Origin of the sequence: Oxalicibacterium solurbis, from assembly GCF_014635845.1 — a bacterium.
GTDB classification, from domain to species: Bacteria; Pseudomonadota; Gammaproteobacteria; order Burkholderiales; family Burkholderiaceae_D; genus Oxalicibacterium; species Oxalicibacterium solurbis.
In genome coordinates, this window is sequence record NZ_BMDP01000001.1 from 1,042,170 (window position 1) to 1,055,881 (window position 13,712).

The following is a 13,712-nucleotide window of genomic DNA, read 5'->3' on the forward strand; positions in this document are numbered from 1 at the left end:
GGTACGTCGTCGACACGGGTTCAACATACGCCGCAGCTGTTTCGAGCCGACGCCGTTGTCGGTTAAAATCGCCCGCAGACTCGCGGCCCGCCGCGCACCACACATCATTCGATACAGAAAAGACTAGTCATGGATTCCAACGCCGTCGCCGATTACCTGCTGGCCAACCCGAAGTTTTTCGAAGAACACGCCGAGTTGCTGTCGCAGGTGCGCTTGTCCAGCGTGCTGGGCGGCCGCACGCTGTCGCTGCAGGAACGCCAGATGGATGTGCTGCGCGAAAAACTGAAGGTGATGGAATTGCGCATGGCCGAGCTGATGCGCATCGGCCAGGAAAACGACCGCATCACGCACCACTTCCAGGCATGGACGCGCGACCTGCTGCTGGCACGCAACGATGTCGATCTGCCGCACACGCTGGCGACCGGCCTGCAGAATATTTTCGGGGTGCCGCACGTGACGCTGCGCCTGTGGGGCGTGGCGGAAGAATTTGCGCATGCCTGGTTCGCAGCCGCGGTTTCCGACGACGTGCGCCTGTTCACCAACAGCCTGTCCGCCCCGTTCTGCGGCCCCAACAACGATTTCGAAGCCGTCACCTGGCTGGAAGATGCGCCGGCAATCCAGTCGGTGGCGCTGTTGCCGCTGCGCCTGGACGGCACATCGGAAGCCTTCGGCCTGTTGGTGCTCGGCTCGCCCGACGCCGACCGCTTCACCGCCGACATGGGCACCGATTTCCTCTCCAACATCGCGCAGACTGCGGCCGCCGCACTCGCCGGCCTGATCGACTGACATTGTCATGGGCCACGCCGTCGATCATGCAACCATGGACGGCTATCTCGACAGTCTGGCCAGTCAGCGCCAACTGTCGCCGCTGACGATCAGCAATTACCGGCGCGACCTGCTTGAACTGGCGGCCTTTGCTGCCGAGTCGAAACAGGATGTGACCGCAACCACGCACTTCCAGATCCGCAAGTTCGCCGCACAACTGCATGCGCGCGGACTGAATCCACGCTCGATCGCACGCAAGCTGTCCGCCTGGCGCGGCTTCTTCGGCTGGCTGGCCGAACGGAATGCGATCGCCGCCAACCCCGTCGACGGCATCAAGCCGCCCAAGCGCACCAAGCCATTGCCGAAAGCGCTGGCGGCTGACGATGCAGTTCGCGTCGTCGCCGAAAACGCGCCAGGCAAAAAGGCCGATGCAACGATGACGCTGTGCAACCATGCAATGTTCGAACTGCTGTATTCGAGCGGGCTGCGTGTGTCCGAACTGGCCGGTCTCGACGTGCGCTATGTGCAGGATGGGCGTTACGTGTCCGCCGGCTGGATCGATTTCGATGCACGCGAAGTGACGGTTACCGGCAAGGGCAGCAAACTGCGCACAGTACCGATCGGCGGCCCGGCGCTGGAAGCCATCCAGGCATGGCTAGGCGTACGCGCAACGCTGGTAAAGACAGATCCGCACCCACTGTTCCTCAGCGAACGCGGCACACGCATCTCGCCGCGTGTCGTGCAGCTGCGACTGAAGGCACATGCACAAGCGATCGGCCTGCCGACCAATGTGCATCCGCACGTATTGCGGCATTCGTTTGCATCGCATGTGCTGCAATCGTCAGGCGACCTGCGTGCCGTGCAGGAAATGCTGGGCCATGCGTCGATTTCCGCGACGCAAATCTATACGTCGCTCGACTTCCAGCGGTTGGCGCAAGTCTATGACGCCGCGCATCCGCGCGCGAAAAAGAAAACCGATTAAAAGAAAACCGTTCGGAAATCGCCAATCTGGGGCGGCCTTCCATCTCCCGTATATTTTTCACAAAATCCCATGATGCAACTCGATTGCAAAATTGCGGCATAATCTCAAGATTCAGCATTTTCATCGCGCGAACACATCATCGAGCACACCATGAAAAAAACCGCCGCCCCGGATTTCCATGCGCTGGCAGAGCACCAGTTGCGCGAATCGCCGCTGCGCGCCACCGATGCACGCATCAAGGTTCTGGCCTCACTGCTCGGCGCGCACCATGCGCAGTCGCACCAGGACATCCAGGACACACTGACCGACATGGATCGCGTCACGCTGTATCGCGCACTCGATTGCCTGACCGATGCCGGCCTGGCGCACAAGATCGCCGGCGACGATCGCGTCTTCCGCTACAACGCCGGCATCGAACAACACGAAGCCGGCGATCATGCACAACAACACCAGCACGGCCACTTCAAATGCACGCGCTGCGCCCGCGTCTTCTGCATCGAGAACGTCGACGAAAAACTGTTCGCCGGCAACGATGGCGCGAATACGAAATCGCTGCGCCAGCAGTTGCAGAAAGTGCTGCAGGATGCGCTGGGCAAAGGCTTTCAGAGTCATGACATCGAACTCACGATCAAGGGCTGGTGCGCAGACTGCGCAACGAAGGCCGGCGCGCTGAAAACCGGCGCACGCAAGTCGGCCTGAGTCGTACCGAAAGCGCACCACCAATCATCACAAGGCAAACACCATGGCATTGATTCCTGTAACCATCCTCACCGGCTTCCTCGGCGCCGGCAAGACCACGCTGCTCAATCGCATCCTGCAGGAGCCGCACGGCTACAAGATCGCCGTCATCGAAAACGAATTTGGCCAGGAAAATATCGACAACGAAATCCTGGTGCAGGACAGCAAGGAACAGATCGTCGAAATGAACAACGGCTGCATCTGCTGCACGGTGCGCGGCGACCTGATCGTCGCACTGACCAATCTGGCGAACCGGCGCAATGCCGGCGAACTGCAGTTCGACCGTGTCGTCATCGAAACCACCGGCCTGGCCAATCCCGGCCCGGTCGCACAAACTTTTTTCATCGACGAAGAAGTGGCGGCCGAATACCGTGTCGATGCCGTCATCACCGTGGTCGATGCGCGTCACTCGATGCAGCAACTCGACCAGTACGAAGAAGCACAGCGCCAGATCGGTTTTGCCGATCGCCTGCTGCTGTCGAAGACCGATCTGGTCACGCCGGATGAACTGCAAACCCTGACCGATCGCATCAAGCGCATCAATCCGCGCGCACCAATTACCACCGTCGATTTCGGCCAGGTGCCGATCGCCGACGTGCTGGACCTGCACGGCTTCAACCTGAACGACAAGCTCGACATCGATCCGGATTTCCTTGCTGCAGAAGAACACAATCATGCACATCATGATCACGACCATGCCTGCGGCGAACACTGCGATCATGAACATCATCACCATGATCACGAACACAATCACCATCACGGCCATCACAGCGACGACATCGCCGCCTTCGTCTTCAGTGCCGACCGTCCGTTCAACACGGAAAAGCTGGACGAATTCCTCGGTGGACTGGTGCAGGTCTACGGCCCTCGCATGCTGCGCTACAAAGGCGTATTGTGGATGGACGGTGCCGATCGCAAGGTCGTGTTCCAGGGCGTGCACCAGCTGATGGGCACCGACATCGGTGCGAAATGGGGTGAAAACGAGACACGCGGCAGCAAAATGGTCTTCATCGGACAGAATTTGCCGAAAGACACGTTTATTCTCGGATTGAAACAATGTTTGGTATAAACTACCGTCGATTTTGAGCTCCGGGGGGTAACGGCCTGTAGTAGATGCGAGGGAGGCAATCGCGCAAGGCACGATGCGATCCGAATGTGGGAAGGTTCATCAAGGACGAGGGACTATGAACGCAACCGTCACAAAAGCTGCGAAAAGCGCCAAAAAAACCACCGCAAGCAGTGCTCGTACCAAGCCGCCGGCCGCCAAGAAAGCGCCGGCCAAGACCTCCGTGAAATCGCTGGCCGGCAAGGTCGCCAAACCGCTGAAGGCGGCAGGCAAAACCTCCACCGCAGCAAAGAAAGCGCCCGCCAAGAGTGCGGTAAAATCGCCGAAGCCGGCCGTCGCCGCGAAGGTGGCAAAACCGAAGACGCCAGCGGCAACCCGAACAAGCGCGGCAAAAACCGCAAAGACGCCGACAAAATCGGCAGCATCGACGAAACCTGCCGCCAAAACCGCGGTCAGACCCGCTGCGAAAAGCGCAGCGCCCGTCCGCAAACCTGTCGCGGCGGCTCCCGAAAAAAACGCATCCCGATCCGGAGCGACGAGCGGCAAGACCGTCTCCAGATCGACGGATAACATTGAACCATCCGTTTCAAAGGCAAGAGAAGTGGCAACCAAGACATCCAAAGCATCTCCCGCTCCCGCTGCAGGCTCGTTGTTGACCGAAGAACAGGTCCTGAAGATGAGCGACAAGGATTACATGAACGAGGCGCAACTCGCATTCTTCAAGAACCGCCTGCAGCAACTCGAGAAAGACCTGCTGAAAAACGCCGACGAAACCACCGAACACCTGCGCGAAACCGTGCTCGTTCCCGATCCCGCCGACCGCGCCACGATCGAGGAAGAACATGCGCTGGAACTGCGTACGCGCGACCGCGAACGCAAGCTGCTGAAGAAGGTGCAGCAATCGATCGCCTCCATCGATTCCGGCGATTACGGCTGGTGCGAGGAAACCGGCGAACCAATCGGCGTGGCCCGCCTGCTGGCGCGCCCGACCGCGACGCTGTCGCTGGAAGCGCAACAACGCCGCGAACTGAAGCAGAAGCTGTACGGTGACTGATGCGACTGAGCGATTTTGCTTGATTTGAATTGATTGCGGCGGCTGATCGCAACCAATCGCCGTCAATCGCGAAATCGTTCGGGCTCTTTCACCCGTCATCTGCAAATAAACAGCGCGCGGCCCTATCCTCGCGCTTTGTTTTTTTATAGAATGCAACCCTGTTGCAAACTATCGCCTGCCGGCGATCATCTTAACAGCCCGATTCTGCCGACGCCATAGATCCCAAACTCGTGAAACCTCTGCTGCCAGCCATGCGTCGCCAAAACCGGCTCTGCTTCACCGCAGTGCTGGCGGCATTGCTGCTCTTCGCACAGTGGATGGGGCTGCAGCACAGCATCGCGCATGCCGACCTGGTCGATGGCAACCATGCCGTATTCAAGTCAGCAAACGCTGCCGACGCATCCGGCGAATACATCGGCGACAAGGGACACTCCTGCAAACTCTACGACAGCGCTACGCTGAGCGATTCGGCACCGCTGCCTATCGTACTGCCGGTCATCCGTACCGGCATGCTCGTCGTCACGCAACACATATCGGCCATTCTCTGGGATGCGCCGCTGCGCTGCCACTTCTCTTCCCGCGCGCCGCCGCGGGCGTAATCGAACTTTCCCTTTCCGTCGCACCGGTCGCCTGCCGATCGGCATGCGGCCGTCCTCATTCGCATTCAAGGAAGTTTCATGATCGCCCAACGCACCCTGCTGGCGAGCGCTGTCGTCTCCGCGCTTGCCTCGCTGTCCCACGTTGCCCTCGCGCAAACGGCATCCACCGCACCTGACGCGGACAACACCGCTACCACCACCCTGCCCGCCGTCGTCGTCACTGCCACGCCGTTCGGCAACGACGAAAATTCGCAAATTCTCGCCCCTGCCACCGTGCTGCGTGGCGACGAACTGCGCAACAAGCTCGGCAATTCACTCGGCGACACGTTGTCGCATGAACTCGGCGTCTCCGCATCGGCCTTCGGCGCCGGCGCGTCGCGCCCCATCATCCGCGGCATGGAAGGCCCGCGCGTGAAGATCCTGCAGAACGGCATGTCGATTCTCGACGCCTCCAGCCTGTCGAACGACCACGCCGTCGGCGGCGAAGCGTCGACCGCACGTCAAGTCGAAATCCTGCGCGGCCCGGCTTCGTTGCTATATGGTTCCGGCGCGATCGGCGGTGTGGTCAACATCGTCAACGACCGCATCCCGACGCAGCTGGTCGACAAACCGACCGGCGAGGCGGAAGTCCGCTACGGCACCGTCGACCGCACCAAGAACACCTCGCTGTCGATCAATGGCGCAGCGGGAGACATCGGCCTGCACATCGACGGCAACCTGCGCGATGCCGACGACTACAAGATTCCCGGTCACGCCGACGCCAACGATTCAAACTCGGCCAGCGGCCGCCTGCCAAATTCGTTCGCGCGCACCAACAGCCTGGGCGTGGGTGCTTCCTACATCCAGAGCTGGGGCCACATCGGCGCATCGGTCGGCGTCAACGACGACCGCTACGGCATCCCTACCGAAGAACGCTCGTACATCACGCTGAAACAGACCCGCATCGATCTCGACGGCCTGATCAAGGAACCGTTCGGCGGCGCCTTCGAATCGCTGCGCTTCAAGATCGGCAACACCGACTACAAGCACACCGAGCATGAAGAAGACGGCACGCCGGCCACCGACTTCAAGAACGACGCCATCGAAAGCCGCTGGGAACTGACGCACAAGCCGATCGCCGGCTGGCGCGGCACCTTCGGCATCCAGACCGAAAATTCGAAATTCTCGGCACTGGCAGCCGATGGCAGCGGACCGGAAACGGTACCGGTCACGAAGTCCGATTCGATCGCCGGCTTCCTCGTCGAGGAGCGCGACTTCGGCCCGTTCAAGCTGACCGGCGGCGCACGCATCGAAAGCGTCAAGCGCAAGCCGCAGGACGATGCGCTGGTCGATCGCGACTTCACGCTCGGCTCCTACTCGCTCGGCGGCCTGTGGACCTTCACGCCCGGCTATGCGCTCGGCCTGACCGGCTCCGTCGCACAGCGCGCACCGGCAATCGAGGAACTGTATTCGAACGGCCCGCACGAATCGACCGCCACCTTCGACATCGGCGACAACAACCTGCGCAAGGAAACCTCGCACAATATCGAGCTGAGCCTGCAGAAGACGGCCGGCCTGATCCGCTGGAAGGCGAACATCTACGAGAATCGCGTGAAGAACTACATCTACGGCCGCACCACCGGTACCGTGGACGAGGATGGCATTGCCGATCCGGGTGGTGAATTCACCGAGCGTTTCTGGTCGCAGGGCGATGCGACGATCCGCGGTGCCGAAGCCGAGATCAGCTACAACCTCGACGGACCCGGCCTGTCGCTGCGCGGCTTCACCGACACGTCGCGCGGCCGCCTCGACAACATGGGCAACCTGCCGCTGCAGCCGGTGACCCGCGTCGGCGGCGAAATCGGCTATCGCCAGGGACCGTGGCGCTCCGGCCTGTCGGTGGTGCATGCCGACAGCCAGGACAATCTGGCCCGCTTCGAAACCTTCGCCACACCGTCGTACACGCAGGTCGATGCCAACCTGTCGTACACGCAGAAGGCGTCGTCTTCGATGCCGATCACCTGGTTCGCCATCCTCAAGAACCTGACGAACGACGATATCCGCCTGTCGACGTCGGTGCTGAGCGATGTGGCGCCGCTGCCGGGCCGCAATCTGATCGTCGGAGTACGCACCAACTTCTAAGCTTATTCCGGTATCGCCAACCGCCGTTTTTTGGCTACACTAACGAGCCTGCCATTGTCCGCGTGACGGTGGCAGGCTGTTTTTTGGCATACCGCTTTGTGTTACCTTTGCGGAACTTTCAGCATCCTCGCCGGGCCGGCATGGCCATACGGGATGTTTCCTTATCAACTCGGTGCATCGCCGGCAACGGCAGACCGTTGCAAATCAGGACAGACGTGGGGATTTTTTCGTTATTCGGGAAAAAGGACGGGCCGCCGGCACGCAAGACCGCCGAATCCGACGCTACCCGCAAACGCCGCGACGGCAACACCGCACGTCCCAAGGTCGACGAGCAGACGCAGCAGGTGCAGCGCAAGGCAGCACAGGCAACCGCGCTGAAGATCGATGCGATCGAGTCCGAAATGTCGTCCGAATTCGTCAAGCCGCTGCCGTTCAGCGGCAACACGATGCCAGGCCCGCCCAGCCAGTTCCTGAATACCAATATCCCGCGCCCGGAAACGGCCGAGGCGCAAACCAAACCCCAGTCCGATCCGGCCTCCAAAGTCGCCGACAAGGCTGCCACCAAAGCCGACACCTCAGCCGAATCGGACAACCCTTCGGTACTGCCCGACATCATGGGCGCCAGCACGGCCTTCCTGCTGGGTGCGGAAACGGTGATCGGCCGTCCGGCGATCTCTGCATCGGAAGCCGCGCCCGTCATCGAGGAAGCAGCGATCCTGTTCGCCAACGGCCAGACCGACATGATCGAACCCATCCTGCTGCACGCGATTGCCGACGATGCCGTCGGCAGCACGCCACAGACCGTGTGGGGCATGCTGTTCGATCTGTACCAGATCACCGGCCAGCGCGAAAAATTCGAAAGCCTGTCGCTCGACTACGCCAGCAAGTTCGAAGTGTCACCGCCGGCCTGGATCGACAGCGGCAAGGCCGAAACGCCGGCTGCCGCGCCGCGCGCTTCCGGTTCCACGCCGGGCGTCGCCTTCCCCGCCAAGCTCGATGCCGGCATCGTCAAGCAGCTGGAACGCGTGAAGAACATGGCCGAGATGAGCAATGTGCTGCGTCTCGAATTCGCACGTGTGGCCGAAGTCGATCCGATCGGTTGCGGCCTGCTGCTGAGCGTACTGAAGAAGCTGCAGAAATCCGGCCATAACCTGGTGCTGGTCGGCGCTGCCGAACTGGCGGAAAAGATACGCGCCATCCTCGCCGTCGGCCGCCGCGACGAAACCGAAGCGCCGTGGCTGCTGCTGCTCGAATTGCTGCGCCTGCTGAACCGTGAAACCGAATTCGAGGAAACCAGCATCGATTACTGCGTCACCTTCGAAGTCTCGCCGCCGGCCTTCGAATCGCCGCAGGACAAGGTCGTCACCGACACCGAGGAATCGATCGCGCCGGATGAGGCCGATGCCGAAGACCGTTTCATGATGCCGGCCGTGATCGATGCACGCAACGAAACGCTGCTGCAGAACATCACCGCACACGTACACAAGCACAATCCCGCCATCCTCGATTGCACCAAATTGACGCGCATGGATTTCACCGCCGCCGGCTGGCTGTTCGGCGGCATGACACCGCTGATCAACAGCGGCCGCATCATCGAACTGCACAACGTCAACCATTTCGTCACCGCGCTGTGCGGCGTGATGGGCATCAAGGACATCATCCGCGTCATCCCGCGCAAGACCTGACGCATCGCCGCCTCCCGCGGTACTCTTGCAATCGCGGCGAGCGCCCCAACCTTCAGCTTCGTTACGCGGTTTTCGGCCGCTTTTTCATCATTTCCCGGGCAAGGACAAGGACACGCTTTACCGCTCCTTGCACGCATTCTCCAGAGGCCAGCATGGAACAATTTCACGGCACCACCATCCTGTCGGTACGGCGCGGCAACAGCGTCGCGCTCGGCGGCGACGGCCAGGTCACCCTCGGCAACGTCGTCATGAAAGGCACTGCACGCAAGGTGCGCAAGGTCTATAACGGCAAGGTGCTCGTCGGCTTCGCCGGCGGTACGGCCGATGCCTTCACGCTGCTCGAGCGTTTCGAAGCCAAACTCGAAAAACATCAGGGCAACCTGATGCGCGCCTCGGTCGAACTCGCCAAGGACTGGCGCACCGACCGCATGCTGCGCCGGCTGGAAGCGATGCTGCTGGTAGCCGACCGCGATTCAACACTGATCATCACCGGCAACGGCGACGTGCTGGAACCGAACGACGGCATCGGCGCCATCGGCTCCGGCGGCACCTACGCGCAATCGGCTGCCAAGGCATTGTTCGAGAACACCGATCTGCCGCCCGCCGAAGTCGTCAAGAAATCGCTGACCATCGCCGGCGAACTGTGCATCTACACGAACCTGTCCCACATCATCGAAACACTGGACTGATCCGAAAGCATTCCATCATGAACATGACTCCCCAGGAAATCGTCTCCGAACTCGACAAGCACGTGGTCGGCCAGGGCAATGCCAAGCGCGCCGTCGCCATCGCATTGCGCAACCGCTGGCGCCGCCAGCAGGTGCCGGATCCGTTGCGCCACGAAATCACACCGAAGAACATCCTGATGATCGGCCCGACCGGCGTCGGCAAGACCGAGATCGCGCGCCGTCTCGCCAAGCTGGCCGACGCGCCCTTCATCAAGATCGAGGCGACCAAGTTCACCGAAGTCGGCTACGTCGGCCGCGACGTCGATACCATCATCCGCGACCTGATCGATATCGGCATCAAGCAGACGCGCGAACTGGAAACCCGCAAGGTGCGCGCACGCGCCGAAGATGCAGCGGAAGACCGCATTCTCGACATCCTGGTGCCGCCGCCGCGCGACTTCGGTTTCAATTCGACGCCGAATGCCGGCGGCAGCGACAACACCGCGCGCCAGACTTTCCGCAAGCGCCTGCGTGAAGGCTCGATGGACGACAACGAGATCGAGATCGAGTTGTCGGAAGCCGGCCCGACGATGGAAATCATGGCGCCGCCCGGCATGGAAGAGATGACCGAGCAGATCAAATCGATGTTCTCCGGCGTCGGCGGCAATCGCAAGAAAATGCGCAAGGTGAAAATCCACGAAGCGATGAAACTGCTGCTCGACGAGGAAGCCGCCAAGCTGGTCAACGAGGACGAACTGAAGCAGAAAGCGATCGCCAACGTCGAGCAGAACGGCATCGTCTTCCTCGACGAGATCGACAAGATCGCCACGCGCTCGGAAGTCGGCGGCGGCGACGTTTCGCGCGCCGGCGTGCAGCGCGACCTGCTGCCGCTGGTGGAAGGCACGACCGTCAACACCAAGTACGGCATGATCAAGACCGATCACATCCTGTTCATCGCTTCCGGCGCCTTCCATCTGGCCAAGCCGTCGGACCTGATTCCGGAACTGCAGGGCCGCTTCCCGATCCGCGTCGAACTGGAATCGCTGTCGATCGCCGATTTCGAACGCATCCTGACCGGCACCGATGCCTGCCTCACGCGTCAATACGAAGCGCTGATCGGCACCGAAGACGTGAAGCTGGAATTCGCGCCGGACGGCATCAAGCGCCTCGCGGAAATAGCCTACTCGGTCAACGAAAAGACCGAGAACATCGGCGCGCGCCGGCTGTACACGGTGATGGAAAAACTGCTGGAAGAAATCTCCTTCTCCGCCAGCGAAAGTACCGACAAGACGCTGACCATCGATGCCGCTTACGTGGACGGACGACTGGGCGCACTGGCGGTCGACGAAGACCTGTCGCGTTACGTGCTGTAAGCGCGACGGGCGCTATAATATGGACGCAACTCACGGACGCAAACTGTCCGTCGTCCCTCAAGGGTGACGGATGGAAGAATTGGTACAGAGACAAGGAAAGGAAGAAGAAAATGAGTGCCTACTACTGGCAAAAGCGCTGGGTCGACGCCCTGGTTGAAAAAGGGGTCGAACGCAGCACGGCAGAGACGTTATACGCCTCCACCTACAGCAAAGAAGCTGCAGACCAGTCGAAAAGCCCGGAACTGCAAGCCATGCTGATGCTGGATATCAACGGCAGCAAGGCAAAAACGGCAGCTCGCGCAGCAGCCTGACCCTCGCAAAACGGCATCCTCACGGTGCCGTTTTTTTATCACGGCATTACTTCACACCATCATGGCCAACAAGGCGCTCGCCAAGCGGCAGAAGATGACCATCCGCATCGAGCCTTCGCAAAAAGCCCTGAAACCGCGCAATCCCCTGGTGGCAGCCGCGCTGCAACGTGCTGCCGGCCCGCACCGCAAATCCGCATCCGGCATTCGCCAGGAACAGAAACGCCAGCTCGGCAAGAAACTGTCGAAACCACTGGAACCGGATGAAGAATAAAACGTCCCATCGCGTGCCTATCCGCCATACCGCGGCGCAATGCTGCAGCACCGATTGATCGTTCCCCGGTTTATTGCTATAAAAGACGCGTCGCATCCCGCGCGGCGCCCATGGCGCTGCACACCGGAACGAACGCTGAGGAGAACATGATGGCTCTACCGCACGCAACATCCGGGCAGTTGATTGATGTCCGGCCTCTGGGCACACGTATTTCCAATGCCGTTTCCAACGCGTTGTTCAAGACGCCGCAGCTTGAATTGATGCGGCTGGTACTGCCGCGCGGCAAAGGCATGCCCGAACATGCGGTACATGGGCCGATCACGATACAGTGTCTGGAAGGCGCGGTGGAGTTACATGCGCACCAGACGACACAGACGCTGCGCGCTGGTGAACTGGTCTATCTGGCTGGGGGAGAACCGCATGCGCTGCACGCGGTGGAAGACACATCCATCTTATTGACGCTGCTGCTGCCGCACTGAGCACGGCAGCCAATTTCAGCTAGGCATTTTCATCGCGCGGGCCGCGCGACAGCAGGCGGCCGACCATCTCGGCCGGCGACACGCCGTCGAACAGCACGGCAGCCACCGCGTGAGCGATCGGCATTTCGATATGGCGCTGCTGCGCCAGTTCGCGTACCGCCTGGGCGCAGCGCACACCTTCGGCCACATGGCCCAGTTCTTCGACGATTTGCTCCAGTCGCTTCCCTTTTGCCAGCCCCAGTCCGACCCGACGATTGCGCGACAAGTCGCCGGTACAAGTCAGGATCAGATCACCCATGCCGGTCAGGCCGGTAAAGGTTTCTGCGCGACCGCCCAACGCCACGCCGAGCCGCACGATTTCCGCCAGACCGCGCGTGATCAATGCCGCACGCGCATTCATTCCCAGTCCCATGCCGTCGACGATACCGGTGGCAATCGCCAGAATATTTTTCACCGCACCGCCGACCTCGACGCCGATCACGTCATCGGTCGAATACAACCGGATGTTGCGGCCATGAACGGCAGCGATCGTGCGTTCGCGCAAGGCTTCGTCCTCGGAGGCGATCGTCAGCGCGCACGGCAGCCCACGCGCCACTTCCTGTGCAAACGAAGGACCGGACAGCACGCCCGCCGGTACGTCATTTCCCAATACTTCGCGCACGACCTGATGCGGCAACAGATGGGTCTGCTCTTCGAACCCCTTGCATAGCCAGACGACATTCGGAATCTGCCGCCCCTTCAGGCGCATCACGGTCGGCCGCAGACCTGACAGCGAAGTCGCCGCCAGCAACAGGCCATCCGTTCCGACATGAGCAATGGCGGCATCGAAATCCGCAGTCAGCGATAGCGTCTCAGGCAGCGGAAAGCCTGGCAGGTAAGCCTTATTTTCGCGACTGGCCTGCGCGCGCCGCATGGTTTCCTCTTCGCGTCCCCACAGTACGACGGCATGCCGGTCAGCCAGCGAAACAGCCAGCGCCGTGCCCCATGCGCCCGCGCCCAGAATGGTGATATTCATGCGATGGATAGGATCAAAACGAAATGCCTTGAGAAAGAAACCCGGGAGACGACACCGATAACAAACGGCAAGTACGAGGAGAAGCCGCCTTCGCGAATGTAATGCGGCTCATTCGCCCCATATCTCGCTCGCCTTGACGTAACCGCTGGTGCCATCCTGATGGCGGACCTTGACCCATCCGGCAGCAGCCGCAGCCTGCCACTCCAACAGCACGTTTTTCTCCGCCGTCGCAACCGCTGCAGCCGTGTCGGCTGGCGCCGCATAGATTATCGCGCTGGCCGCCGTTACGACGACATTACGCTTCGCCGTCAGCGCCTTGGTCTGCATCCACGACAGATCGCCAGTCGCATCGCGCACCTTGGTCCAGCCGTCCTGATTGAGGATGACTTCGACCGGCATGCCGCGCGGCGCGATGAAGACCTTGCGGCCGCGTTCCGACGGTGCGCTGTACATGACCGCCGGATCGTTGCCTACCGACTTGTAACTGGCAGCAGAGGCATTGGCGGCGTACAGGGTGCCGCACAACATGCACAGCGATCCTGCCAGACCGGTCATCGAGAAAACGGAAGTTTTCATGCGATCACT

Annotated in this window: 16 protein-coding genes; 13 read left to right on the plus strand and 3 right to left on the minus strand. The window is 61.0% G+C overall.

Annotated elements, in window-relative coordinates; translation table 11 throughout:
• Positions 1 to 129 precede the first annotated feature (129 nt).
• The 4 genes from IEV40_RS05000 (at position 130) to IEV40_RS05015 (ending at position 3,554) form a co-directional block, all read left to right on the plus strand.
• Positions 130 to 786 carry a DUF484 family protein gene (locus tag IEV40_RS05000; RefSeq protein ID WP_188419825.1) on the plus strand — a complete coding sequence of 219 codons (657 nt, stop codon included), beginning with the start codon at positions 130 to 132 and terminating at the stop codon, positions 784 to 786.
• Between the two features lie 7 nt (positions 787 to 793).
• Positions 794 to 1,747 (plus strand): tyrosine recombinase XerC, encoded by a 954-nt coding sequence (gene xerC / locus IEV40_RS05005; protein ID WP_188419826.1) that lies wholly within the window; start codon positions 794 to 796, stop codon positions 1,745 to 1,747.
• A 150-nt stretch (positions 1,748 to 1,897) separates the two neighbouring features.
• Positions 1,898 to 2,446 (plus strand): Fur family transcriptional regulator, encoded by a 549-nt coding sequence (locus IEV40_RS05010; RefSeq protein WP_188419827.1) that lies wholly within the window; start codon positions 1,898 to 1,900, stop codon positions 2,444 to 2,446.
• 43 nt (positions 2,447 to 2,489) lie between these two features.
• Positions 2,490 to 3,554: a CobW family GTP-binding protein gene (locus IEV40_RS05015; RefSeq protein WP_188419828.1), complete on the plus strand. Its 1,065-nt coding sequence runs from the start codon at positions 2,490 to 2,492 to the stop codon at positions 3,552 to 3,554.
• Between the two features lie 99 nt (positions 3,555 to 3,653).
• Here IEV40_RS05015 and IEV40_RS05020 read toward each other — a convergent pair whose 3' ends face one another.
• Entirely contained in the window at positions 3,654 to 4,124 is a 471-nt protein-coding gene (locus IEV40_RS05020) for a hypothetical protein (RefSeq protein WP_188419829.1), read from the minus strand.
• Between the two features lie 28 nt (positions 4,125 to 4,152).
• Between IEV40_RS05020 and dksA the strand changes: the two genes are divergently transcribed.
• From dksA to IEV40_RS05065, 9 genes are all read left to right on the plus strand, one after another.
• Positions 4,153 to 4,605, plus strand: a complete 453-nt coding sequence (gene dksA, locus IEV40_RS05025; RefSeq protein WP_188419830.1) for an RNA polymerase-binding protein DksA — start codon at positions 4,153 to 4,155, stop codon at positions 4,603 to 4,605.
• 251 nt (positions 4,606 to 4,856) lie between these two features.
• A complete protein-coding gene (locus IEV40_RS05030; protein WP_188419831.1) occupies positions 4,857 to 5,204 on the plus strand; it encodes a hypothetical protein in 348 nt (115 codons plus the stop codon).
• A 78-nt stretch (positions 5,205 to 5,282) separates the two neighbouring features.
• Positions 5,283 to 7,325 carry a TonB-dependent receptor gene (locus tag IEV40_RS05035; RefSeq protein ID WP_188419832.1) on the plus strand — a complete coding sequence of 681 codons (2,043 nt, stop codon included), beginning with the start codon at positions 5,283 to 5,285 and terminating at the stop codon, positions 7,323 to 7,325.
• 215 nt (positions 7,326 to 7,540) lie between these two features.
• A complete protein-coding gene (locus tag IEV40_RS05040) occupies positions 7,541 to 9,010 on the plus strand; it encodes a hypothetical protein (protein WP_229723949.1) in 1,470 nt (489 codons plus the stop codon).
• A gap of 152 nt (positions 9,011 to 9,162) precedes the next feature.
• Positions 9,163 to 9,699, plus strand: coding sequence for an ATP-dependent protease subunit HslV (hslV, locus tag IEV40_RS05045; RefSeq protein WP_188419834.1), 537 nt, complete (start codon positions 9,163 to 9,165; stop codon positions 9,697 to 9,699).
• Between the two features lie 17 nt (positions 9,700 to 9,716).
• Positions 9,717 to 11,051, plus strand: coding sequence for an ATP-dependent protease ATPase subunit HslU (hslU, locus tag IEV40_RS05050; RefSeq protein WP_188419835.1), 1,335 nt, complete (start codon positions 9,717 to 9,719; stop codon positions 11,049 to 11,051).
• Between the two features lie 110 nt (positions 11,052 to 11,161).
• Positions 11,162 to 11,362, plus strand: coding sequence for a hypothetical protein (locus IEV40_RS05055; RefSeq protein ID WP_188419836.1), 201 nt, complete (start codon positions 11,162 to 11,164; stop codon positions 11,360 to 11,362).
• 61 nt (positions 11,363 to 11,423) lie between these two features.
• On the plus strand, positions 11,424 to 11,633 hold the full coding sequence (locus IEV40_RS05060; protein ID WP_188419837.1) for a hypothetical protein: 210 nt from the start codon (positions 11,424 to 11,426) through the stop codon (positions 11,631 to 11,633).
• A gap of 149 nt (positions 11,634 to 11,782) precedes the next feature.
• A complete protein-coding gene (locus tag IEV40_RS05065; RefSeq protein ID WP_188420016.1) occupies positions 11,783 to 12,112 on the plus strand; it encodes a cupin domain-containing protein in 330 nt (109 codons plus the stop codon).
• Positions 12,113 to 12,131: 19 nt separating this feature from the next.
• Here IEV40_RS05065 and IEV40_RS05070 read toward each other — a convergent pair whose 3' ends face one another.
• Positions 12,132 to 13,127 carry an NAD(P)H-dependent glycerol-3-phosphate dehydrogenase gene (locus tag IEV40_RS05070; protein WP_188419838.1) on the minus strand — a complete coding sequence of 332 codons (996 nt, stop codon included), beginning with the start codon at positions 13,125 to 13,127 and terminating at the stop codon, positions 12,132 to 12,134.
• A 108-nt stretch (positions 13,128 to 13,235) separates the two neighbouring features.
• Complete coding sequence (locus tag IEV40_RS05075; RefSeq protein WP_308632364.1) at positions 13,236 to 13,703, minus strand: SH3 domain-containing protein; 468 nt, start codon at positions 13,701 to 13,703, stop codon at positions 13,236 to 13,238.
• Positions 13,704 to 13,712: the final 9 nt, after the last annotated feature.